We start from the raw sequence: 23089 nt of genomic DNA, 5'->3' as shown, positions 1-23089 counted from the left end.
TCACGCCCCGAGGCCGGCCTCAGCGCAGACGCTGGCTGATGACCTTTGACACACCGTCGCCCTGCATGGAGACGCCGTACAGCGCGTCGGCGACCTCCATCGTGCGCTTCTGGTGCGTGATCACGATCAGCTGCGAGGCTTCCTGAAGCTCCTGCATGATGCGGATCAGCCGCTGGAGGTTGGTGTCGTCGAGGGCGGCCTCGACCTCGTCCATGACATAGAACGGGCTCGGCCGGGCCTTGAAGATCGACACCAGCATCGCGACCGCGGTGAGTGAGCGCTCACCACCCGAGAGCAGCGACAGCCGCTTGACCTTCTTGCCGGGAGGACGCGCCTCGACGTCGACACCCGTGGTGAGCATGTTGTCGGGATCGGTCAGGATCAGCCGTCCCTCGCCACCGGGGAAGAGCCGGCTGAAGACGCCCTCGAACTCGCGGGCCGTGTCCCGGTATGCCTCGGTGAAGACCTGCTCGACCCGCTCGTCGACCTCCTTGACGACCTGGAGCAGATCGGCGCGGGTCTTCTTCAGGTCTTCCAGCTGCTCACTGAGGAACTTGTGCCGTTCCTCCAGCGCCGCGAACTCCTCCAGGGCGAGCGGGTTGACCTTGCCGAGCTGCTGGTAGGCCCGCTCGGCGGCCTTGAGCCGCTTCTCCTGCTCGGCCCGGACGAAGGGCTTGGGCTGGTTGCGCGGGTGCTCGGGGTCCTCGGGGAGCTGCTCGCCCTCGGCGGCCAGGGAGGGCGGTACGAGCTGATGGGGGCCGTACTCGGAGACGAGCCCGGCGGGCTCCACGCCCAGTTCCTCCAGCGCCTTGGTCTCCAGCTGCTCGATCCGCATCCGCTTCTCGGCGCCGAGGACCTCGCCACGGTGCACGGAGTCGGTCAGCTTGTCGAGTTCGGCCTTGAGGTCGCGGCCCTGGCCACGGGCGACGGTGAGTTCCTGCTCGCGCCGCGCCTTGGCCGCGTCGGCGGCGGTGCGCTCCTCGTCGGCGCGGGCGAGGGAGACCTCGACGTGCGCGAGCAGTTGGCGCGTGCCGGAGGCGACGGCTTCCGCGACGGCCGCCTCGTGCCGCAGCCGGGCCCGCCGCTGCTCGGCACGCGCGCGTGCGTCGCGCTCCGCTCGGGCGGCGCGGTCGAGGGAGTCGGCGCGCCCGGCGAGGCCCTTGACGCGTTCCTCGTGCGTACGGACCTGGAGGCGGGCCTCCATCTCGGTCTGGCGGGCGTTGGCACCGTCGGCGGCGAGACGGTCCCGTACCGACGTGTCGGGTTCCTCCTCGACCGGCATCTCCTCGGCCACGGCGAGCCGCTCGGCGAGTTCCTCGACATCCGTCAGGGCCTTGTCGAGGGCGTCCTGGGCCCGCGCGGCGGCGGCCACGGAGCGCTCCGCCTCGCCTGCCGCTCCTCTTGCCTGGCCTGCGAGCCGACCGAGTTGCTGGGCGACTGTCGACTTCTCCCGGTCGGCGGCCCGGCGCCGCTCTCCCAGCTCTTCGACGAGCGCGGCGGAAGCCTTGCGGCGTTCGGCTGCCGCGTGCTGGGCCTCGGTGAGCTCTTCGCAGCGCACGGCCAGCTCTTCCAACTCGGCGGCGGCCTCGTCCACGGAGGCCTGTACTTCGAGGAGGCTGGGGGCGCCGGCCGAGCCGCCGTGGGCGAAGTGGGCGCCGAGGAGGTCGCCTTCGGCGGTTACGGCGGTGAGGTCGGGGTGGGCGTAGACGAGTTCCTCGGCCTCTTCGAGGGTGGGGACCACGACGATGCCCCGCAGGAGACGGCGTACGGCGGGCATGAGCTCGGAAGGGCCGCGGACGAAATCTGCCACGTTTCGCTGTCTGGCGTCTGCGGGTTCGTTGTGGCTGGTCGCGCCGTTCCCCGCGCCCCTGGGGGGCGCCTCCGGCTCCCCCGCCAGCAGCAGTGACGCCCGGCCACCGTCCTGCTTGCGCAGCAACCGGATCGCCTCCGCCGCCGCGGACGGTGACGTCACCGCGATCGCGTCCGCCGCCGCCCCGAACGCCGCCGCCAGGGGAACCTCGTAGCCCGGCGTCACGGTCAGCAGTTCCGCCGCCGGGCCCAGCAGGCCGGTGAGGCGGTCCTTCGCGCCGAGCAGTATCCCCGTGCCGTCCTTGCGGCGCAGCCCCAGTGCCAGCGCCTCATGGCGGGCCTGGGTCGCGGCCCGTCCGCGCTCCGCCGCGGTGGCCGCCTCGCGAGCCGCGGTGAGGGCGGCCTCCGCCTCGGTGAGCTGCTGCTTCGCCGTCTCGTGCTGCTCGCCGAGTTCCGCGTCGCCGGCGTCCAGGCCGTCGACCTCGGCCTTCAGCGCCTCGTACTCCTCCTGCGCGGCGAAGGCCCGCTCCTGGGCCTCGTCCCGCGCGGCGGCCAGGCGGTCGATCTCGGCCTGGGCCGAGGCCGCACGCGAACGGGCCGCGTTGACCTGCCCGTTCAGCCGGGCCAAGCCCTCACGACGGTCGGCGATGGCACGGGCGACGTCCTTCAGCCGCCGTTCTTCCTGGGCGAGTTCGCGTTCCAGCTCGGCGCGGTGGGCGACCGTGTCCTCCAGGGCGTGCTCGGCAGCCTCCAGGGCCGCTTCGAGTTCGGCCTCCTGCTCACGGATCCGGGCGGCCTCGCGCTCCATGTCCTCGGGGTCGCGGCCCCGGCGCTCCTCCGGCGGCGCGGACGTCGCGCTCTTCACGCGCGCCTCGGCCAGCGAGATCGTGCCGCGCACCCGCTCGGCGAGCTGCGACAGCTCGTACCAGGTCTGCTGGGAGCGCTGGAGGCGCGGCGTGAGCTGCCGTACCTCGTCCTCCAAGAGGGCCTCGCGCTGAAGCGCCTTTCTCAGCTCCTGCTCGGCGGCTTCCTTGCGCTCCTTGAGCGCGGCCTCGTCGGCGACCTCGGTCCGGAGCGCCTGACGGAGCCGTACGAGATCGTCGGCGAGGAGGCGGAGCCGGGCGTCGCGCAGATCGGCCTGGATGACGGCGGCCCTGCGCGCCACGGCCGCCTGGCGGCCCAGCGGCTTCAACTGCCGGCGCAACTCGTCCGTCAGGTCCTGCACGCGCGCCAGGTTGGCCTGCATCGCGTCCAGTTTCCTGAGGGCCTTCTCCTTGCGCTTGCGGTGCTTGAGGACGCCCGCCGCCTCTTCGATGAAGGCGCGGCGGCCCATGGGGTCGGCGTGCAGGACGGAGTCGAGCTGGCCCTGGCCGACGATGACGTGCATCTCACGGCCGATGCCGGAGTCGGAGAGGAGTTCCTGGATGTCGAGGAGACGGCAGGTGTCGCCGTTGATCTGGTACTCGCTGCCGCCGTTGCGGAACATGATCCGCGTGATGGTGACCTCGGCGTACTCGATGGGCAGTGCTCCATCGGAGTTGTCGATGGTCAGCGAAACCTCGGCACGGCCAAGTGGCGGACGGCCGGTGGTGCCGGCGAAGATGACGTCCTCCATCTTGCCGCCGCGCAGCGACTTGGCACCCTGCTCGCCCATGACCCAGCTGAGCGCGTCCACGACATTGGACTTGCCCGAGCCGTTCGGACCGACGACACACGTGATCCCCGGCTCGAACCGGAGTGTGGTCGCCGATGCGAACGACTTGAACCCGCGGAGGGTCAGGGCCTTGAGGTGCACGGCGCTGGACTCTACCTTCCGCCGGTATCCCACTCCATGAACCCGCGGTTTCACCGATGAACGTGCAGGGCACACCAGACGTTAAAGAGGGTGAAAGGATGCGCGGGCCAGTAAGCGGGGGGCAAGAAAGAAGGGACGCCGAAGCGTCCCTTGCAACTTCTGACGACTGACTTACCAGTCGCCTGACAATTACTTAGCGGTTGGATACGGGCCGCCCAACCACTGCTTGTGCTGTTGTAGAGCGATGCAGTGATCAGGTGAGCGCAGGCTCCGCCTGGTGTGCGTCGATGCTCTCCATGATCCTGTCGTGAGAAGCGGCAGCCGTCAGCGCGTCGTTCTCCGCCTGGATTCGTCCGAGCTCGGATTCCAGGTCCTGTACGCGCTGCTGGAGCCGTCGCATCTCGGCGAGGAGTCGAGGGTCGGAGCCGCCGACGTAACCGAGAAGCGCCTTTGCCATGATGGATGGTCCTCCACACTGAGTGACCGACCGAAGCGGTGTGGGTCGTGAGGGATTCGCACCCGCGGTTGCTTGGCAGGCCTTGAGTTGTACTGCCGTTCAGCCACGCCAAACAGCGAAGGTGCGCGGGGCTTTCAGCGTCTCACCAAAAAGTTTGACGGTCAACACGATCACGCCCCGTATTGGCGGGCGAACCCGGGGGCGCACGGCCGGAAAGCGGCTGTGCGGCGACTCCTGCGGGGCCCTCGGGGCGTGGCGATCATCCTTGAGTGCGGAGCCTGCCATCGCACGCGCTTCTTGGCAACCACCTGCTCATTTCTGCTCGGGGCAGTTGCCGGTGGCAGATCCCTCCGCTTGTGCCAGGGCCGGTTTACAGAAATGGCTCAGCGGATGGCGAAGCCGTCGTAACCCCCGCGAGGTGTGTCCCAGATCTCGGTGACACCGTCGACCCGCCCGGGCGTGTCGTCACCCTCGAGCCAACCGAGGAGCCCTTCACAGCCTTCTCGCGAGCCCTCCGCGACCACCTGGACCCGGCCGTCGCCCAAATTGAGAGCAAAACCACTCAGGCCGCCGATCTCGAGGGCCTTGGCCCGCGTGAACCAGCGGAAACCCACACCTTGGACGCGTCCACGCACCCAGGCGACCAGCCGCACATCCTCGCTCATGACTGCAACCTAACGGGCCAATGTCTCTCTGGGCACTTCCTCCCCTGGCGCTATGGGGTACCGTCCCCACCCAATGAATCCCATATGAAACTCACACGATCGAGTGAGTTCTGTGAGGATCTTGAGACCGCAGGGACGAGGAAGGCCAGGACATGGGACGCCACCGACGCTCCGCCGCCGGACGCGCCGCCACGGGCCGCGCCACGGGGGTCACACATACGGACGGCTCCTACGCGGAGGGCCACGACCCACGGGACTCGTACGGCGGCGAACGCCCGACGATGGGCATCGCGCCCTATCTGAACCCGGAGGCGTACGCCGAGGCCTACGCGCAGAGCGACGCCTACCTCTTCGCCGCGGACGACGACTACGACCGGATCACCGGCACCACGACCTTCCCCAACGAGGAGACCGCCGTCTTCCGCAGTGACGGCTTCACGCCCAGCGCCGGCTCCCGGCGCCCCGGGGGCGGCTCGCACCGCCGCCGCAGGAAGAAGGCCGTGGCACCGGTGAAGACCGGACTGCTGGGCGTCTCCGCGGCGGTCGCCCTGGGCACCGTCGCGGTCGCCACGGGTGTGGTGCCCGGCATCGACAACTACCAGCTCGGCGGCGGCAACGGCGCGGACAAGGTGCAGGCCGCCGACACCCCGACCAACGCCCCCGACGAGCAGGGCGGGACGTCCGGCAGCGCCGACAGCCACGACAACGGCGCCCCGACGAGCCGTGACGTCGAACGGCCCGCCTCGCCGGCCCCGTCGACGTCGTCGGCCGCGCCGACGAAGACCCCGTCGAAGAAGCCGTCGGCCACCCCCAGCCAGAAGCCGAAGGGGACTCCTTCGCGTACGGCCACGAAGGCCCCGCAGAAGGAGAAGGAGCCGGAGCGGGAGAAGACCACCGCTCCCGTGGAGATGTCGGCCCGGGCGGCCGCCGCGGCCGAGGTGCTCCAGCTCGTCAACCAGGAGCGCGCGCAGGTCGGCTGCAGCGCGGTCGCCGCCAACAGCTCGCTCACCGATCTGGCCCAGGACTTCAGCGAGGACATGGCCGCGCGGGGCTTCTTCGACCACACCGATCCCGGCGGGGCATCCCCGTGGGACCGGGCCGCGAAGGCCGGCATAACCGACCTCGGCGGCGAGAACATAGCCCGCGGCCAGGCCGACGCCGCCGCGGTGATGGAGGCCTGGATGAACAGTCCGGGCCACAAGGCCAACATCCTGAACTGCGACTTCAAGACCCTGGGAGTCGGCGTGCACTTCGGTGCGGGCGGGCCCTGGTGGACGCAGGACTTCGGCTACTGAGAAAGCCCCGGGGAAGGGTCGCAGCCACTGGGCATGTTCGGGTCAGCCCAGCTAGCCGTCGTGAGCCTCTCTGTGCATGCCCATGCACAGGGCCCAGACGATGAAGACGTTGATGGCGACCAACGCCAGGGCCCATAGCGGGTAGTACGGCACCCAGAGGAAGTTGGCCAGCGCGCCCAGGCCGGCGACGAGCACCCCGAAGAAGCGTCCCCACAGCGCTCCGCCGAGTACGGCGCAGCCTGCGATGACGAGGACGATTCCCAGAACGAGGTGAACCCAGCCCCAGCCCGCCAGGCTGAACTCGAACACGTAGTGACGTGTCTGGAGGAACAGGTCGTCCTCAGCAATGGCAGCGATCCCCTCGAAGATCGCCATTGCTCCGCCGAAGATCATCAGCGCTGCCGCGAAATTGGTGGTACCGGACGTGGGCCCGTGCCAGGGACGCGGGTCGACGTCGGCCCATACAGGTTGGGGGGCATCACGGGCCATGTCGGCCTCCTCGGGTCGCAGAGCCATCCGGTCAGCCGACCTGCGGACTGACTCGATCCCTGATCTCAGCGTGGCACGACGGCATTCCGTCGGCATTCCGACGCGTGGCGCCGACTGCGCGGGCAGCCGTGGCCGGTGAGTAGCTGACCCCGGGTGCGCGCACAGCACGTACAGCAAGGGGCTCCCGTCCGGTCACGGTGACCGAACGGGAGCCCCTTCGCGCGTCAGCGGCTACGCGGCGACCGCGGCACGCCCCTGCGCGAACACCCTCGCGGTCTCGGCCACCCGTCGCCCCAGGTGCTCGGCCGTCGCCACGTCGGCCTTGTGGACGGCCTCCGGGCCCTGGTCGGCGTTGGTCTGGGCGGCGGCACCGGTGAAGACGCCCAGGCGGTTGAGGTCGTGCTCGGAGCCGGCGCTGCTGTTCCAGCCGGGGAGCAGACCGAGGTTGATCCAGTGCATGCCGAGCTGAGCGGCGAGAATCTGGAAGAACTGCAGGGTGTGCAGCTTGTCGCCGCTCTTGGACGCGGAGTTGGTGAAGCCGGCGGCCAGCTTGTCCGTCCACGCCTGCTCGGCCCAGCGCTTGGAGGTGGCCTCCGCGAAGACGTGGAAGGCACCGGACGCGGTGCCCATGTAGGTCGGCGAGCCGAACACGATGGCGTCCGAGCCGTCGAGGGTCTCCCACTGCTCCTCGGTGATCTCGTCCACCTTGATCAGGTGCACCTCGGCACCCGCCTCGACGGCACCGGAGCGGACGGCCTCGGCGATGACGGCGGTGTGGCCGTAGCCGGAGTGGTAGGCGATGGAGATGACAGGGGTGGTCACGTGCGTACTCCTGAAATGGGCAGCTCACTGGCGATACCCCAAGGAAAGCACTAACCTTTAGTTAGTGCAACCTGCCGGTTAGCGCTGCGTTCGAGTACGCTTCAGATATGGACACCACGCAGGAGCACTCGGAGGCGCAGGACCTCCCGTACGACGTGTTCGCCAAGGCATGTCCTTCGCGCAACACGCTGGAGCACGTCACGGGCCGTTGGGGCGGACTCACGCTCGGCGCCCTGTACGAGGGCTCGCTGCGCTTCAACGAGTTGCGCCGCCGGGTCGACGGCGTCAGCGAGAAGATGCTGTCCCAGACCCTGCACGCCCTGGAGCGGGACGGCCTGGTCCACCGCGAGGCCCAGCCGACGAACCCGCCACGGGTCGACTACGAGCTGACGCCCCTGGGCCGCGGGGTCGCCGAGCGGCTGCTGGCCCTCATCCACTTCGTGGAGGGGCAGATGGACGACGTGCTGGAGGCACGTCAGCGCTACGACGGGACGCGCGGCGCCCTCTGACACTTCGAGCAGAAGTAGCTGGACCGGTTCATCCAGGGCCGTCGGCGCATCGGCGTACCGCAGCGCTTGCACGGCAGTCCCTCACGGCCGTACGCGTCGAGCGACCGGTCGAAGTAGCCCGACTCGCCGTTGACGTTGACGTAGAGGCTGTCGAAGCTCGTGCCGCCCACCGCGAGGGCGGCGTTCATGACGTCCCTTACGTGGCCCAGGAGTTCGAGGCTGCGCGGGCGCGTGAACGTACCGGTCGGGCGCTCGTAGTGCAGACGGGCACGCCAAAGGGCCTCGTCCGCGTAGATGTTGCCGACGCCACTGATCAACGACTGGTCGAGCAGGGCCCGTTTGATGGTCGTGCGCTTGCGGCGCAGGGCCTGGTGGAAGGCCTCGTCGTCGAAGAGCGGGTCGAGGGGATCGCGGGCGATGTGCGCGATGACGTCGGGCAGACCGTCGGGGGTGTTGTCGTGCAACGACAGCCCACCGAAGGTGCGTTGGTCGACGAAGCGCAGTTCCGTGCCGAGGGTGTCCGCGAACCGGAACCGGATCCTGAGGTGCTTCTCGTCGGGCGCGCTCTGCGGCTGGACGAGCAGCTGACCGCTCATGCCGAGGTGGGCCAGGACCGACTGGTGCGTGTCCTCCAGGGGCAGCCACAGGTACTTGCCACGGCGGCTCGGCGTGCCGATGCGGTGGCCCTTGAGGCGGTGCGCGAAGTCGTCCGCGCCGGCGATGTGCCGGCGGACGGCACGCGGGTGCAGCACCTCGGCGTCGGCGACCGTGCGATGGGCGACCCACCGCTCCAGGCCACGCCGTACGACCTCGACCTCGGGCAACTCGGGCACGACTCTCCTTCGCGGTGCCGGTGACTGGCTGTCCGCAGCGTAGCGCGAGGGTCCGTTCAGTCCGCAGGGCCGTCGGGCCGTATCCGCCCGTCGGCGGTGAGCCCCCGGGTCAGCAGGGCGTCGGCCTCGCCCGTGCGGCCCTGGTCGCGCAGCACCTCGACGAGATCGTCCAGCGCGTGCCGGTCGCCCTGGTCGAGGAGCACGCGCAGTTCATCGGCCCGGCCGAGCCTCTTGAACAGCTCGCGCAGGCCATAGGGCGGGGTGTCCTCGGCATCGGAGAGCAACGCGATGGCCCGGTCGGCCTCACCGCGCGCCACGAGAGCGTCGACGAGCGCGTCCGTGAGCCGGAACGCGGCTCTTGCCGTGCCCTTCCGGGCGTGCAGCCGCACCGCCTCGTCCAGGTCGCCCTCCCCGATCGCCAGCCTCGCCAACTCCCCGGCCGCGTAGGCGTCGCCCGCCTCCGCCCGCGCCCGCAGGTCGTCCACCCGGCCGGCGGCACGCAGCAGCTCGGCCAGTTCCGACCCCACGTAGGCGCCGGTGTCGGCGATCGGGGTCAGGACCGCCACGGCCCGGTCGATGTCCCCACGCTCCCGCAGCAGCCGGGCCGCCTCACCCGCCGCGTCGGCATGCCCCTCCGCCGCACGCGCCAGCAAGGTGTCGAGGTCGCCGCTCTCCGCGAGCAGGTGCGCCAGCGTGAAGTCGAGATCCCCGCTGCCCTGGTCGGCGAACTCCCACAGCACCTCCAGTCCCTCTTCCGTACGGCCCTTCTCATGGAGGAGTTCCGCGAGGTTCCAGGCCGCCGCGAAGTACCCGGCCTCAGTCAGTTCGTACAGCCGCTCGACGTTTCCCTCCTCCTTGAGCAACTCGGCAAGGAAGAGGTGCGCGTCGTCGTACTCGCGTTCATGGAGCATCTCCAGGATGGGGATGGCCCGTTCGTTCTCGCCCTCGTCGTGGAAGAGTTGAGCGAGCCGATTCCAGGACCACAGGTCGTCCGGGTCGAGGTCCTCCAGCAGCAGCGAGATCGCCAGCCGGGGATGCCCGTACTCGATGAGATGGCCGACGGCGTACTCGTTGCCCTCCTCCGCCAGGTCGAGCAGTTCCTCGAAGTCCCAGCCCGCGAGGATCGTCCGGTAGAGGGCCGCCTCCGGGTGGGCGGAGGCGGTGAGGCGGTCCGCCATCTCCTGGGCGCCGTCGGGGTTCCCCGTCCTGCGGTACAGCTCGCCCAGCTCCTGCATCGCCGAGGATGAGCCCCTCTCGACCGCCTTGCGGAACAACGGTACGGCGGCACCGACCCGCTGCCGGGCGGCTGCGGCCGATGCGGTCCTGACGATGTCGGCGGTGTCCGTCAGGTGCTCCGCACAGGCTTCCCAGAACGTCTCCGGCGGCGGTACGGCGCGCCGCACCCGGCCGGTGTGCTGAACGAGGTAGTCGGCCACCCGGTAACCGTCGGGACGGCCCATCGCCGGGCCGTCGCTCACCGGGACGAGGGCTGAAGTGGCACCCAGCTGGGGGCGGGTCGCGTAGTCCAGCGCCTCCTCGAACCAGCCGTCCGGGGCGGTGGCCCGCTCGGCGGGGCCGCAGTAGCCGGGCGCGGCGGCCCGCAGCAGGCCCTCGGGAACCGGGGACCGCACGCCCAGCAGCGTCGCGTCGACGGCGGCGGTCATCAGCGCACGGGCATAGGGGCCGGCGTGCTCCCACCGGTGGACGAGCTGCGGTGCGCCGGCGATGACCTGGGTGAGCCCGAAGTCGCCCGCCTCCAGCGCGGTGCGCAGTCGCTCGTCCGACGCGGCGAGCGCGGCCGCGCGTTCCTGTTCGGCCGGGGTGAAGGCGGCGCCGACATGAACGACGTCCGCGAGTTTGAGGAGCTCACGCTCGGCGCGATGCCGATCGTCGGCGTCCGCGGGGACGGGGCAGGCGGTCCAGGTGTCGTAGTAGTGCGGCCAGAGCGTGCCGACGATCACCACCTGCTGGGGCGGCGCCAGCAGGGCACGCACCGTCGCGGCGGTCATCTGGTGCGGACCGGACACGTGGTTCTGCAGCTCGTCCAACCAGACCACCAGCCGCCGGGGTGACAGACCGACGAGTTGCTCGATCTGGCCGGCGTCGGCGGGGTGGCACAGCCACCAGTCGGGCAGCAGGGCGGAGACCGCCTCGTACAGCGAACGGGTCTTGCCCACCGAGGAGCCGCCCACCAGGAGCACGAATCCACCGTCGCGCGCCGCCGCCTCGATCAGCGGGCGCGCCCCGTCGCCCTCCCGTGTGTCCAGGTCGCGTGGCACATAGGCGGGCAGGGCCGAAGGCTCGGCTCCGGTGAGGCGGATGGAACGGTGCACACCGAGGTGCAGCGGGTCGGCGTCCCGGACCCGGACAAGTCCCGGGGCCGGCGGCGGCACGGCGCCGGGAGCGGTCCACCCCGCATCGGGCCCCCGCCGCTGCCCGCCCGAGCCGGTGACGACGGTGACACTGCCGTGCACCTCCCCGATCTGGACGCTGTCCCCGGCGACGACCGAGTTCTCCACCCGGTTTCCGTGCGGCCCCGACGCCACAGGTCCTCCTGGTCAGGCGCGGTCCGTGGACCCGATACGGGCGTTGCCGCCGATCGAGCCGATCTGGATGGCGTCCCCGACGATCACGCTGTTCACGACGGTCTGGGAACGCTCGCCGGTACGAACGGCAGCGGGAGCTCGGGCCAGCAACGCCCGCACGTCCGCCGCCAGTTCGCCGTCGGTCAGCAGCGCCTTGCGGACGGCCTTGCGCAGCGCGGCCGTGTTGTCGGGGTCATCCGGGTCCTCGACCACGTCCGCGAGCGCCTCGGGCAACTCCTCACCGTCCGCGCGGACACCGAAGACGCGTTGCGCCAGCCGCCGCCCGAGGGCGACCGTCGCGGTGGCGGCCTCCTCCTGGGTACGGGCCAGCACAGCGACGCCATAGGCGCCTGCCGCCGCGGTGATGTACGGAGTGATCTCGGCGACCACCTGTACGACGTCTCCGGACACCTTTCCCCCTCGGGCCGGTGGATGAGCCGAGCGCCCGCCCCGGTGAGGGGACGGGCGCTCGGATCGCTCTGTTCGGTCAGGCGGAGGCCGACGACGCGTCGGCGTCGGGCTCAGCGATGTCCGGCTCGGCGGCATCCGCTGCCGCCTTCGCCTTCTCGGCGCGCTCGTCCGCCGCGGCCCGGATGGACCGCCACGCGGATTCCGCGGCCTGCTGCTCCGCCTCCTTCTTGCTGCGGCCGGTGCCGGTGCCGTACGAGACGCCTCCGACGCGGGCGGCAGCAGTGAAGGTCTTCTCGTGGTCGGGGCCGGTCTCCGTGACCAGGTACTCGGGCACGCCGAGCCCCTCGGTCGCGGTGAGTTCCTGGAGACTGGTCTTCCAGTCCAGGCCGGCTCCGAGGTTCGAGGACTTCTCGATCAGGGGGTCGAAGAGCCGGTGGACGAGTTCGCCCGCCGCGTCCAGACCCTGGTCGAGATAGACCGCGCCGATCACCGCTTCCAGGGTGTCGGCGAGGATCGATGCCTTGTCCCGGCCGCCCGTGCCCTCTTCACCCCGGCCGAGCCGGATGAAGGAGCCCAGTTCGAGCCCGCGGCCGACCTCCGCCAGCGCACGCGAGTTGACCACCGCGGCCCGCAGTTTGGCCAGTTGGCCTTCGGGCAGGTCCGGGTGGGTGCGGTACAGCGTGTCCGTGACAACGAGGCCGAGGACGGAGTCCCCGAGGAACTCCAGGCGCTCGTTGGTGGGCAGGCCGCCGTTCTCATACGCGTACGACCGGTGGGTCAGCGCACGCACCAGAAGGGCGGACTCGAGCTTGTACCCGAGCCGCCCTTCCAACAGCGTGTGGGACGAGGCCTGGCTGTCCGCCTTCTTGCGGGCGTGTGGGTCCGCCTTGGCGTCTTCCGCCTTCTTGGCAGTGGACACAGTGCCTCTCACCAGCCGCTCAGACCTCGAGGACCTGGCGCTTGTTGTAGGTGCCGCAAGACGGGCACGCAATGTGCTGCAGCTTGGGCTCGTGGCAGCGCTCGCACGCAACCAGGGTGGGGACCGCAGCCTTCCACTGCGACCGGCGGTGGCGCGTGTTGCTGCGCGACATCTTCCGCTTCGGAACAGCCACGGCTACTTCTCCTGCTTCTCGTCGACGCCCGGTTCGGCGCCGCTCATCTCGTCCTTCTCGCCGTCTTCGAGTGAACCGGCGAGTCCCTGCAGTGCCGCCCAACGGATGTCGACGGCGTCATGGTGGTGGTCCGGGTCGTCCGCAAGGCGTGCGCCGCACTCGGCGCACAGTCCCGGGCAGTCTTCCTGGCACACCGGCTGCATCGGCAGTGCGAGCACCACCGCATCCCGCAGCACGGGTTCGAGGTCGAACAAGCCGTCCTCGAGAAAGAGCCTGTCCTCGTCGTCCTCGGCGTCGTCGCCCGGTTCCGCGCTGTGATGGCGGCCCCGGTCGTCGGCGTCAGGGTACGAGAACATCTCCTGGAATTCCGCTTCGACGTCGAGCTGAAGCGGCTCCAGACACCTTACGCACTCCCCCTCGGCCTGTGCACGGGCGGTGCCTGTGACAAGCACACCTTCCATGACCGACTCGAGTCGGAGTTCGAGCTCCACCGGGGCGCCTTCCGGCACTCCGACGACCCCCTGGATACCGAAGTCCTTGGGGGCGTCGATCGTGCGGGTCAGGCGCTGCAACGCACCGGGCCGCCGGCCCAGCTCGTGTGTGTCGAACACGAGAGGGTTGCGGTGGTCGAGGCGGGCTGTCACGCCATTCCTGCTTTCGATCTGCTGAGCTCAGAGGGTCACTGCCCTGCGGTGTTCCCGGGCAGCTTTGATCGCGGACGTACGCGCGACCGAAGAGCCAGGATACTGGACCTTTCCCTCACGGCCCAATCCGGCGGTCCCCTACTGGCCTCGCCCCTGCTCGTAGGCCCGCAGCTGCTCCGCACTGATCATGCTCGTGTCGAAGAGGCTGGTCTCGTCGAGAGCGTAGCCCTGCTCGCCCTGCGCGGCCTGGTGCGGGACCTGGTGCTGGGCCTGGTTCGGGTCGTACGCGGCCTGCTGGGGGTCGTAACCCTGGTAGGCGTAGGGATCGGCCTGCTGGTAGCCGTAGGGGTCCTGCTGGCCGCCGTACTGCTGCTGGTAGCCGTACGGATCCGCGGTCTGCTGCTGATAGCCGTATGCCGGCTGCACGGTCTGCGGGTCGTACTGCGGCTGCGCCGGTACGGCCGTCTGAGCGTCCCGCTCCGCGAGCGCGGCGAGGTCGGCGAGGTAGTCGGCGTCGCTGGAGTGCTGGACGGTGCCGGTGTCGTCGGCGAGGGCGCCGAGGTCGTCGGTGGCGATCCGGCCGTGCAGCTTCTGGCGGCCGCGGCCGACGGCCTCCAGGGTCTTGGCCAGGACCGCCTCGAAGGCGCCGAGCTTGATGTCGACGTAGCCGTCGGCGTTACGGCGCAGGGTCTCCGGGTCGTGGCTGCGCTCGGGGGCGTCCTCGTCCTCGTAGCCGTGCTCGTCGGTGCCGGGTCCGGTGCCGAGGAGCTTCTCGCGGCCGCGGCCGACGGAGCCGAGGGTCTTGGTGAGGACGACCTCGAAGTTGGCGAGCTTGGAGTCGACGTAGTCGTCGGCCTCCGCTCGGACGTCCTCGGCCTCCTTGCGGGCCTCGGTGAGGATGCGCTCGGCCTCGGCCTGGGAGCGGCGGGCGACCTCGGTGTCGGAGATCAGGGAGCCGCGTTCGGCGTGCGCGCCCTGGATGATCCGCTCGGCCTCCTGACGGGCCTGCTCGACCATCTGCTCACGGCCGCCGATCAGCTCCTGGGCCTGGGCGAGCGAACCGGGCAGGGCCGCACGGACCTCTTCCAGCATCGAGAGCAGTTCGGCGCGGTTGACCACGCACGAGGCCGACATGGGCATCGACCGGGCACCTGAGACCGAGGCGACGATCTCGTCGAGCTTCTTCTGCACGTCCACCGTGTGCTCGCCACTCTCTACAGCTGTGATGGAGACGGACGGGACGACTGTAGCCCCATCAGTCCTTGCGCAGGCGCTTGTTGAGGGCCTCCAGAACCAGCGGCGGTACGAGGTGGGAGACGTCGCCGCCCCAGGTCGCGACTTCCTTGACCAGGGAGGAGGACAGGAAGCTGTAGGTGGGGTTGGTGGGGACGAAGAGGGTCTCCACGCCCGACAGGCCGATGTTCATCTGGGCCATCTGCAGCTCGTAGTCGAAGTCGCTGACAGCGCGCAGGCCCTTGACGATGGCCGGGATGTCGCGCTGCTTGCAGAAGTCGACCAGGAGGCCGTGGAAGGCCTCGACCCGGACGTTTCCGTACTCGGCCGTGACCTGGCGGATCAGGTCGAGCCGCTCGTCCACCTCGAGCAGGCCCTTCTTGGCCTTGTTGATCATGACGGCGACGTAGACCTCGTCATACAGCCTGGAGGCTCGGGAAATGATGTCGAGGTGTCCGTTGGTGATCGGGTCGAACGACCCGGGACAGACGGCGCGGCGCACTACTGATCCCTCGCTCTCGGGTCCGGTCATCGTGCGTCTTCGCACGTGGAGGCGGCGCGACCGTACCAAAACGTTCCCTCGCCGTAACGACGGGCCCGGATCGCTTCGAAACCGTCCGGCCACCGGAATTCGCCGCCTCTGGTGCTGCGCTCCACGGTGACGAGCGCCTCCGCCGCGAGCCAGCCCTCTGAGCGGAGTGTGAGCAGAATCTCGCGAAGATCGTGATCTGTGACTCGGTACGGCGGGTCCAGGAAGACGAGGTCGTACGGCTCGGCGGGCGCCGGGGTCTGGATGATCTGTTCGGCTTTGCCCGCCCTTACCTCGGCGCCCGGGAGGCCGAGGTTCTTGACGTTCTCACGGACGACGCGGGCGGCTCGGGCGTCGGCCTCGACGAGGAGGGTGTGGCCGGCGCCGCGGGAGAGGGCCTCCAGGCCGACGGCACCCGACCCGGCGTAGAGGTCGAGGACCCGTTCCCCGGCCAGGGGGCCGCCGAGGAGGGACTGCCAGGTGGAGAAGAGACCTTCGCGTGCGCGGTCGGAGGTGGGGCGGGTTCCCGTGCCGGGGGGCACGGCCAGGCGACGTCCGCCGGCTGTGCCGGCGATCACGCGGGTCATCTTCGGTCCTTGTTCGGAGGTGGTTACGAAATCAGTGTGGCAGCAGGTCCGCCGTGGTTGCTCGCGCAGTTCCCCGCGCCCCTGACGGGGCGCTCCTCCTCAGCCCTTTTCCAGGTACTGCTCCCTCTCCTCGTCCAAGAGGGCGTCCAGAGCCGTCCGCAGACCGGGAAGCTGCGTCAGTTCGGGGTCCGCCGCCACCAGCGCCGCCGCCTCGTCCCTCGCCTCCGCGATGATCTCCTCGTCCTCGATGACGGCGAGGACCCGCAAGGACGTACGGGCTCCCGACTGGGCCTGGCCCAGGACGTCGCCCTCCCGGCGCTGCTCCAGGTCGATGCGGGAGAGTTCGAAGCCGTCGAGGGTGGCGGCGACCGCGTTGAGGCGCTGGCGGGCCGCACTGGCCTCGGGCATCTCGGTGACCAGCAGACACAGGCCCGCCGCCGAGCCTCGGCCGACGCGGCCGCGCAACTGGTGGAGCTGGGAGACGCCGAAGCGGTCGGCGTCCATGATCACCATCGCCGTGGCGTTCGGGACGTTGACGCCGACCTCGATGACCGTCGTGGCGACCAGGACGTCGGTCTCGCCGGCGGCGAAGCGGCGCATCACGGCGTCCTTGTCGTCGGGGTGCATCCGGCCGTGCAGGACCTCGACCGCCAGCCCCTGGAGCGGCCCCTTGCCCAGCTGGTCCGCCACGTCGAGGACGGCGAGCGGCGGGCGCTTCTCGGCCTCGTCCTCGGGGGACTTCTTCTTGCCGGTCTTCTTCGGGTCTTCCTCCTCGTCCCCGATGCGGGGGCAGACGACGTAAGCCTGATGGCCGCCCGTGACCTCCTCGCGCACGCGCTCCCAGGCGCGGGCCAGGAAGTGGGGCTTGTCGGCGGCCGGGACGACGTGGGAGGCGATGGGCGAGCGGCCGGCCGGGAGCTGGTCGAGGACCGAGGTCTCCAGGTCGCCGAAGACGGTCATGGCGACCGTGCGCGGGATGGGGGTGGCCGTCATGACGAGCAGGTGGGGCGGTTGTTTGCCCTTGCCGCGCAGGGCGTCGCGCTGCTCCACCCCGAAGCGGTGCTGTTCGTCGACGACGACCAGCCCGAGGTCGTGGAACTGCACCTTGTCCTCGATCAGCGCGTGCGTGCCGATGACGATTCCGGCCTCGCCGGTGACCAGGTCGAGCAGTGCCTGGCGGCGGGCCGCGGCGCCCATGGACCCGGTCAGCAGGACCACCTTCGTGGCCTGCTCGGCCCCGCCCAGCATCCCGCCCTCGGCCAGCTCGCCCATCATCTCGACGATCGAGCGGTGATGCTGCTGGGCCAGTACTTCGGTGGGCGCGAGCATGGCGGCCTGACCACCGGCGTCGACCACGGCGAGCATGGCGCGCAGGGCCACCATCGTCTTGCCCGATCCGACTTCCCCCTGGAGCAGCCGGTGCATCGGATGCTCGGTCGCGAGGCCGTCGAAGATCTCCCTGGAGACCTTCTGCTGGCCCTCCGTGAGGGTGAAGGGGAGGCGGTCGTCGAAGGACGCCAGCAGGCCGTCCTGGCGGGGCCTGCGGGCCACCGCGGGGAGTTGGGCGTCGGCGTGGCGGCGGCGGGCCAGGGCGACCTGGAGGACGAAGGCCTCGTCCCACTTGAGGCGGGAGCGGGCGTCCTCGATGTCGGCCTTGGTGTGCGGGCGGTGGATCTTGAGGAGTGCCTCGGGCAGCGAGACCAGGCCGCGGCCCTCGCGCAGGGAGTCCGGGAGGGGGTCGACGGCCTCCTGGGCGCTGGGCAGGACCGTCTGGATCGCCTTGCCGATCTTCCAGGACTCCAGTTTGGCGGTGGCGGGGTAGAGGGGGATCAGGGCGCCGGCCCAGGTCTCCACGGTTTCCGCTGCCTCGTCGCCGGCACCGCGCAGCAACTCGTACGCCGGGTGCGCCAGTTGGAGGCGGCGGTTGAAGACGGAGACCTTGCCGGCGAACATCGCACGGGTGCCCGGCAGCAGCTCCTTGTGGGGCTTGTGAACGCCTGCGCCGAAGAAGACCAGTTGGAGGCGGCCGCTGCCGTCGGTGATCGTGACTTCGAGGCGCTGGCCCTTGCCCCGCGGGGCCTTGGCGGAGGCGAAGGAGTGCAGGCGGGCGTCCGCGACCATGGCGACCACCGTGACGTGCTCGTCCATGGGGAGGTCGGCGAGGTGGGTGAGCTGGCCGCGCTCCTCGTATCTGCGGGGGTAGTGGTGCAGCAGGTCGCCGACGGTGTGCAGGCCGAGGTGCTCGGCCATCACCTTCGCGGTGGGAGGGCCGAGCACCTTCTTCAGTGGTTCTTCCAGTGCGGGCACGAGATCCATTCCACACCACGGCACTGACAATGCCGTAGAGGTCGCATCGGCCGTCCCGGTAAACGTCCCGGAAACCCCTGGTCAGACGTTTCGATTGGGCTCTAGGATGGCCCGCTCCGGCCATCCTTTCGCGGTTACCGCCTCACCGGGACCGCCCGACCCCGCGCCGTCGCGAAGTCCCCCCACCGGCGCAGCGACGATGGACTCCCAGACCTCACAGTCATCCCAGGCACCTCAGCCACCCCGGTCACCTCATACGTTCCAGGTCGACCTGCGTGGTCTGGTGGACCTGCTCTCCCACCATCTCTACTCCAGCCCGAAGGTCTACCTTCGCGAGCTGCTCCAGAACGCCGTCGACGCCATCACCGCCAGACGCGCCGAGGAGCCGGGCGCGCCGGCCGTGGTCCGGCTGTACGCCGAGTCGGGCGCTCTGCGGGTCGAGGACTCCGGGGTCGGGCTGACCGAGGAGGACGTGCACGACCTCCTCGCGACCATCGGGCGCAGCTCCAAGCGTGCCGAGGGGCTCCAGGAGGCCCGCTCCGGCTTCCTGGGGCAGTTCGGCATCGGTCTGCTGGCCTGTTTCGTGGTCGCCGAGCGGATCCGGGTGGTCAGCCGCAGCGCCCGTACGCCGGACGCGGCGCCCGTGGAGTGGACGGCGACGGACGACGGTTCGTACACCGTGCGGACCCTGCCGGACGACGCCCGTGCCGAACCGGGCACCACCGTGCACCTGGTGGCGCGGGCCGGGGCCGCCGAGTGGCTGGCCGAGGACCGGGTTCTCGCGCTGGCGCGGGACTTCGGCTCGCTGCTGCCGTACGACGTCCGGGTCGGCGGTGAGGCGGTCACCGACCTGCCCGCGCCCTGGGACCGCCCGTACCCCTCCCCCGCCAACCGGCGGGTGGCCCTGGCGCGGCACTGTCACGACCTGTTCGGCTTCACCCCGCTGGACTCGATCGACCTGGACGTGCCCCTCGCAGGGATTCGCGGCGTGGCCTACGTCCTTCCCTCGGCGGTCAGCCCGGCCCAGCGGGCGGGTCATCGCGTCCACCTCAAGGGCATGCTGCTGACCGAGCGGGCCGAACAGCTACTGCCGGACTGGGCGTTCTTCGTGCGCTGCGTCCTGGACACCGACAGCCTGCGGCCGACGGCCTCGCGTGAGTCGCTGTACGAGGACGAGACGCTGGCGGCCGTACGGGAAGCGCTCGGCGAAAGGATTCGGTCCTGGCTGACCGGCCTCGCGGCCGGTGATCCGGAACGGCTGGCGGCCTTCCTGTCCGTGCACCACCTGGGCGTGAAGTCGCTCGCGCGGCACGACAGGGAGATGCTGCGCACGATGCTGCCGTGGCTCCCCTTCGAGACGACCGACGGGCGGCTGTCCCTGGAGGAGTTCGCGCAGCGGCACCCAGTGGTGCACTTCACGCGGACCGTCGAGGAGTACCGGCAGGTCGCGCCCATCGCGTCCGCGCAGGGCGTCGGGGTGATCAACGGCGGCTACACGTACGACAGCGAGCTGGTCGAGGCACTGCCGTCGGTGCGGCCGGGAACGGTCGTCGCCGAGCTGGACGCGGACACCGTGACCGCCCATCTGGACTCGGTCGACCCGGCCGAGGAACTGGCGCTGGCGGGCTTCCTGGCGGCCGCGCGGGCGAAGCTCGACCCGCTGGGCTGTGACGTCGTCCTGCGCGCCTTCCATCCGCTGTCCGTGCCCGCGCTGCACCTGGACGACCGAGCGGCCCGGCACGAGCAGGCCCGCGCGGAGGCGGAGGAGCAGGCCGACGACCTCTGGGCGGGCATCCTGGGCTCGCTGCGCGGCAGCGCGCCACGCGCGCGGCTGGTGCTCAACCACCTCAACCCGCTGATCCGGCGGATCAGTTCGCTGGGCGATCCGGAGCTGATCGGCACCGCCACCGAGTCCCTCTACGGGCAGGCGCTGCTGATGGCGCAGCGTCCGCTCAGGCCCGCCGACACGGCGCTGCTGAACCGCTCCTTCATCGGTCTGCTGGAGTGGGCCACGAACGGCGAGGAGGGTCGCCGATGAGCGACGTCACGGACTTCGACGCGCTGCGCCGGGCGATGGCGGAGAACTCCGAGGAGCCGGAGGGCCCCGCCCGCAACGCGCGCGCGGAGCAGCTGCTCGCCGAGGCCGAGAAGCTGAACGTCCCGCTCGCCGTGATCGAGGCGCTGGGACACCAGCTGAAGGTCTACAACTACAGCTCCGAGAAGGACAAGATGTTCGTCCCGTTCGCGCGTCTGCTGCGCCTGTGGGACGAGCGGCCCGAGGACTTCGACGAGTACGAGACGCATTCGCTGCACTGGGTCTTCAAGTGGATGTCGTCCGGCATGCTCGACCAGCCGCACGTCCCGCTGGCCTCGATCGAGAAGTGGCTCGGCGAGATGGAGCACCGCTACCGCCTCGCCGGGCACTCCGAACGGGCCGTGCGCAGTGCCGAGTTCAGCGTGGCCGCACATGTCGGGGACGTGGCGCGGGCCGAGCGGGCGTACGACGCCTGGCTGGCCGCCGACCGGGACGGCATGGCCGACTGCCACGCGTGCGAGCTGCACGGGCAGGGCTGGTGGCAGGCCGAGCGGGGCCGGGACACCGAGGCGCTCCGACTGTGGGGACCGGTCCTGGAGGGCGAGTTCACATGCGCCCACGAACCGCACACCGTCCTCGCGTCGTCCTTGGCCCCGCTGCTGCGCCTGGGCCGCCTGGACGAGGCCCGCGCCCACCATCTGCGGGGCTTCCGGCTCGTCCGGGCCATGGAGAGCATGCGCGGCGCCTACGCGGACCACGTGGAGTTCTGCGCGCTCAGCGGCAACGAGGCGCGCGGCCTGGAGCTGCTCGCCGAGCGGCCGGCGTACTTCACGGACGACGGGCATCCGCGCAGCAAGCTGGAGTTCATGGCGGTGGTGGCCCTGCTCATGGACCGTCTGGGCGAACTGGGCCTGGGCGATCAGCGGGTGCCGGGCCCGGCGGACCGTGCGTGGACCGCCGGTGAACTCGCCGCACACGCGCGCGTGGAGGCCCTCGCGCTGGCGGCGGGCTTCGACCGGCGCAACGGCACGGACCACGTCAGTAAGCAGGCACGCGCGCGTATGGCGCAGCGGCCGCTGGTGGAGCGGCTGCCGCTGGGGGTACGTACGCCGGCGGCGCGGCCGGCGGGGGTGACGGCGCCCGCTCCGGCAGGGGCCGGCGTGTCCGGGGGTTCCGAGGGCGCGGAACGGGAGCCCGACCTGGCCACGCTCCTCATCGAGGCACGGCGGCTGTCGGACACCCTGCAGCCCAACGCCATCGAGGCCTGGGCGGCCGTCTCGCGGGCCGCCGAGGGCGTCGAGCTGGCCGCCCGCGACCGGGCGGAGATCGCCGATCACCAGGCGATGGACCTGGGCCCCGAGGGCGTCGCCCTGTTCGAGGAGGCCGCCGGGCTGTACGCGGAGGCGGGCGACCCCGGCGAGGCGCTGGCGGCACGCGCGCGTGGCGCCTACGTCCGCGCGCTCAACGGTGAAGTACCCGATGCCCTCGCGGTGATCGCCGACCTGTACGACCGGGCCCTCGCGCTGTACGCCGAGGACGGCACGGGCGTACGTCAGGCGGCGGCCGTCCTCATGAGCCGGGCCCGCATCCTGATGCGGCGGGTGCACGAGGCGGAGGGCGCGACGCAGGAGGCAGCCCAGGCCGACGCCAGGGCGGCCGCCGGTGAGGTGCTCGCGCTCGTCGACGGGCAGGCCGGGGACGACGTACGGCTTGCCTCGCGGGCCGCCGAGGCGCAGGCGATGCTCGCGGAGCTGGCCGCGCTCGCCGGGGACGTGGAGCGGGCCGCGGGGCTGTTCGCGCGGGCTTCGGCGGCGTTCGTCGACGCGGGGCTGCCGTGGTTCGCGGTGGAGTACGAGGCCCGGCTGGCCGGACTCGCGCACCATCTCGGCGACATCGCGGAGGCCGAGCGGGCGCTGCGGGCGGCCCTGGAGCACGGCGGGCCGCACCTGGAGGCGCCGGGGCGGGCCCAGCTGCACCTCCAGCTTGCCGAGGTGCTCGGCGGCCGGGGGCTGGCCGAGGAGGCCGCCGAGCACGCCCTGGAGGCGGCGCACTGGGCGGACGAGGCGGGCGAGAGCCGGACGCTGGGCGCCTGGGCGCGGCAACAGCTCGGCGGCCTGCTGCTGCGGCAGGGACGGTTCGCCGAGGCCGCCGAGGTGCTGGAGTCGGCACTGCCCGACCTGACCGCCGAGATGCACGGCGACGGTGCGGTCGTCCAGACCCAGTGGTGGCTCGGCGACTGTCTGAGCGAGCTCGGCGAACACCGCGAGGCGGCCGACCGCCGGTTGCAGGCCGCCGAGATCGCCCGGCACTGGCCCGAGCAGCACGACCACGCCACGCTCGCCCACCTCGCCGCGGAGTCCCTCGGCCACGCGGGCCTGCCCGCCGAGGCGGACCAGGCGTACACGCGCGCGGGCGCGCTCTGGCGCACCCTCGGCAACGTCCACGGCCTCGTCCGCTCCCTGCGCGCCCGCGCGTGGCTGGCGCTGCGCGTGGAGGACGACGTCGAGGGCCTGGAGGGCGGCGCCGACACGGCGTCCGCATTGATGGCGAGCGCGGTCGACGAGTGCACCGCGGCGCTGGACTCCGCGGAGGACGAGGAGGAGCGGCTGCGGATGGTCGCCGAACTCGGCCACACCCATCGGCAGTTCAGCGACCTGCTCGCCCGTTCGGCCACGGAGGACGCCGAGGACGAGTCGATCCGGGCCGTGCTGGAGGGGGCACTGTCCCAAGTGACGCAGGCCGTCACGGTGTTCGCCTCGCTCGGCGACGACGCCCTGCACAGCCGCACCGGCGCCGAACTCGCCGCGGGCTGGCTGGAGGCCGACCTGGGCCGCCCGGACCGGGCCGCCGCACGCGCGCGTGCCGTGCTGACGGCGTACGAGGGCCACGACGTGGACGACGGGGCGGCCCAGGAGCGGCGGGCGGAGGCCGAGCAGATGCTCGAGGTGGTCGAGGAGCAGGACACGGAGTAG

General features: G+C 71.1%; 19 protein-coding genes. 4 read left to right on the top strand and 15 right to left on the bottom strand.

The genetic code is table 11. The features are described 5' to 3' along the window. Positions 1 to 19: 19 nt before the first annotated feature. The 3 genes from smc to ACFU95_RS17590 all read right to left on the bottom strand — a co-directional run bounded on the left by smc (position 20) and on the right by ACFU95_RS17590 (position 4726). Positions 20 to 3604 (bottom strand): chromosome segregation protein SMC, encoded by a 3585-nt coding sequence (gene smc, locus ACFU95_RS17600; RefSeq protein WP_383828116.1) that lies wholly within the window; start codon positions 3602 to 3604, stop codon positions 20 to 22. A gap of 253 nt (positions 3605 to 3857) precedes the next feature. Continuing rightward, on the bottom strand, positions 3858 to 4061 hold the full coding sequence (locus ACFU95_RS17595) for a hypothetical protein (RefSeq protein WP_030048901.1): 204 nt from the start codon (positions 4059 to 4061) through the stop codon (positions 3858 to 3860). A 383-nt stretch (positions 4062 to 4444) separates the two neighbouring features. Next, entirely contained in the window at positions 4445 to 4726 is a 282-nt protein-coding gene (locus ACFU95_RS17590; protein WP_383828114.1) for an acylphosphatase, read from the bottom strand. 152 nt (positions 4727 to 4878) lie between these two features. On the opposite strand from ACFU95_RS17590, the gene ACFU95_RS17585 reads away from it, so the two are divergent. After that, positions 4879 to 6021, top strand: a complete 1143-nt coding sequence (locus ACFU95_RS17585) for a CAP domain-containing protein (RefSeq protein WP_383828112.1) — start codon at positions 4879 to 4881, stop codon at positions 6019 to 6021. 51 nt (positions 6022 to 6072) lie between these two features. Here ACFU95_RS17585 and ACFU95_RS17580 read toward each other — a convergent pair whose 3' ends face one another. Both ACFU95_RS17580 and ACFU95_RS17575 read right to left on the bottom strand, forming a co-directional pair. Then, positions 6073 to 6414, bottom strand: coding sequence for a hypothetical protein (locus ACFU95_RS17580; protein WP_383828155.1), 342 nt, complete (start codon positions 6412 to 6414; stop codon positions 6073 to 6075). Between the two features lie 327 nt (positions 6415 to 6741). Then, positions 6742 to 7332, bottom strand: coding sequence for a flavodoxin family protein (locus tag ACFU95_RS17575; RefSeq protein ID WP_383828110.1), 591 nt, complete (start codon positions 7330 to 7332; stop codon positions 6742 to 6744). 107 nt (positions 7333 to 7439) lie between these two features. Here ACFU95_RS17575 and ACFU95_RS17570 point away from each other — a divergent pair, with 107 nt between their 5' ends. Beyond that, the gene (locus ACFU95_RS17570; protein WP_383828108.1) at positions 7440 to 7841 is read left to right on the top strand and encodes a winged helix-turn-helix transcriptional regulator; all 402 of its coding nucleotides are present in this window, start codon (positions 7440 to 7442) and stop codon (positions 7839 to 7841) included. Here the strand turns inward: ACFU95_RS17570 and mutM are convergent. The 10 genes from mutM to recG form a co-directional block, all read right to left on the bottom strand. Further along, positions 7814 to 8674 (bottom strand): bifunctional DNA-formamidopyrimidine glycosylase/DNA-(apurinic or apyrimidinic site) lyase, encoded by an 861-nt coding sequence (gene mutM / locus ACFU95_RS17565; RefSeq protein WP_383828106.1) that lies wholly within the window; start codon positions 8672 to 8674, stop codon positions 7814 to 7816. The genes ACFU95_RS17570 and mutM overlap by 28 nt on opposite strands. A gap of 56 nt (positions 8675 to 8730) precedes the next feature. Next, positions 8731 to 11220 carry a tetratricopeptide repeat protein gene (locus ACFU95_RS17560; RefSeq protein WP_383828104.1) on the bottom strand — a complete coding sequence of 830 codons (2490 nt, stop codon included), beginning with the start codon at positions 11218 to 11220 and terminating at the stop codon, positions 8731 to 8733. 12 nt (positions 11221 to 11232) lie between these two features. Further along, a complete protein-coding gene (locus ACFU95_RS17555) occupies positions 11233 to 11670 on the bottom strand; it encodes a hypothetical protein (RefSeq protein WP_383828102.1) in 438 nt (145 codons plus the stop codon). Positions 11671 to 11746: 76 nt separating this feature from the next. Then, on the bottom strand, positions 11747 to 12601 hold the full coding sequence (rnc, locus tag ACFU95_RS17550; RefSeq protein WP_383828100.1) for a ribonuclease III: 855 nt from the start codon (positions 12599 to 12601) through the stop codon (positions 11747 to 11749). Positions 12602 to 12608: 7 nt separating this feature from the next. After that, on the bottom strand, positions 12609 to 12782 hold the full coding sequence (gene rpmF, locus ACFU95_RS17545) for a 50S ribosomal protein L32 (RefSeq protein ID WP_007493396.1): 174 nt from the start codon (positions 12780 to 12782) through the stop codon (positions 12609 to 12611). Between the two features lie 2 nt (positions 12783 to 12784). Continuing rightward, the gene (locus tag ACFU95_RS17540; RefSeq protein ID WP_383828098.1) at positions 12785 to 13426 is read right to left on the bottom strand and encodes a YceD family protein; all 642 of its coding nucleotides are present in this window, start codon (positions 13424 to 13426) and stop codon (positions 12785 to 12787) included. A gap of 138 nt (positions 13427 to 13564) precedes the next feature. After that, positions 13565 to 14623 carry an ATP synthase F0 subunit B gene (locus ACFU95_RS17535; RefSeq protein ID WP_383828096.1) on the bottom strand — a complete coding sequence of 353 codons (1059 nt, stop codon included), beginning with the start codon at positions 14621 to 14623 and terminating at the stop codon, positions 13565 to 13567. Between the two features lie 58 nt (positions 14624 to 14681). Further along, the gene (gene coaD / locus ACFU95_RS17530) at positions 14682 to 15161 is read right to left on the bottom strand and encodes a pantetheine-phosphate adenylyltransferase (protein ID WP_383828153.1); all 480 of its coding nucleotides are present in this window, start codon (positions 15159 to 15161) and stop codon (positions 14682 to 14684) included. Between the two features lie 26 nt (positions 15162 to 15187). Then, positions 15188 to 15775 (bottom strand): 16S rRNA (guanine(966)-N(2))-methyltransferase RsmD, encoded by a 588-nt coding sequence (gene rsmD / locus ACFU95_RS17525; RefSeq protein WP_383828094.1) that lies wholly within the window; start codon positions 15773 to 15775, stop codon positions 15188 to 15190. 99 nt (positions 15776 to 15874) lie between these two features. Further along, positions 15875 to 18091, bottom strand: a complete 2217-nt coding sequence (gene recG / locus ACFU95_RS17520; protein ID WP_383828092.1) for an ATP-dependent DNA helicase RecG — start codon at positions 18089 to 18091, stop codon at positions 15875 to 15877. A 190-nt stretch (positions 18092 to 18281) separates the two neighbouring features. Here recG and ACFU95_RS17515 point away from each other — a divergent pair, with 190 nt between their 5' ends. Further along, positions 18282 to 20120, top strand: coding sequence for an HSP90 family protein (locus ACFU95_RS17515; protein ID WP_383828090.1), 1839 nt, complete (start codon positions 18282 to 18284; stop codon positions 20118 to 20120). Further along, the gene (locus tag ACFU95_RS17510; RefSeq protein WP_383828088.1) at positions 20117 to 23089 is read left to right on the top strand and encodes a tetratricopeptide repeat protein; all 2973 of its coding nucleotides are present in this window, start codon (positions 20117 to 20119) and stop codon (positions 23087 to 23089) included. Before ACFU95_RS17515 ends, ACFU95_RS17510 begins: the two co-directional genes overlap by 4 nt.

Origin of the sequence: Streptomyces sp. NPDC057623, assembly GCF_042800355.1 — a bacterium.
GTDB lineage: Bacteria > Actinomycetota > Actinomycetes > Streptomycetales > Streptomycetaceae > Streptomyces.
The sequence above is the reverse complement of the archived record's forward strand: the minus strand, read 5'-3'. Positions and strand labels throughout refer to the sequence as shown.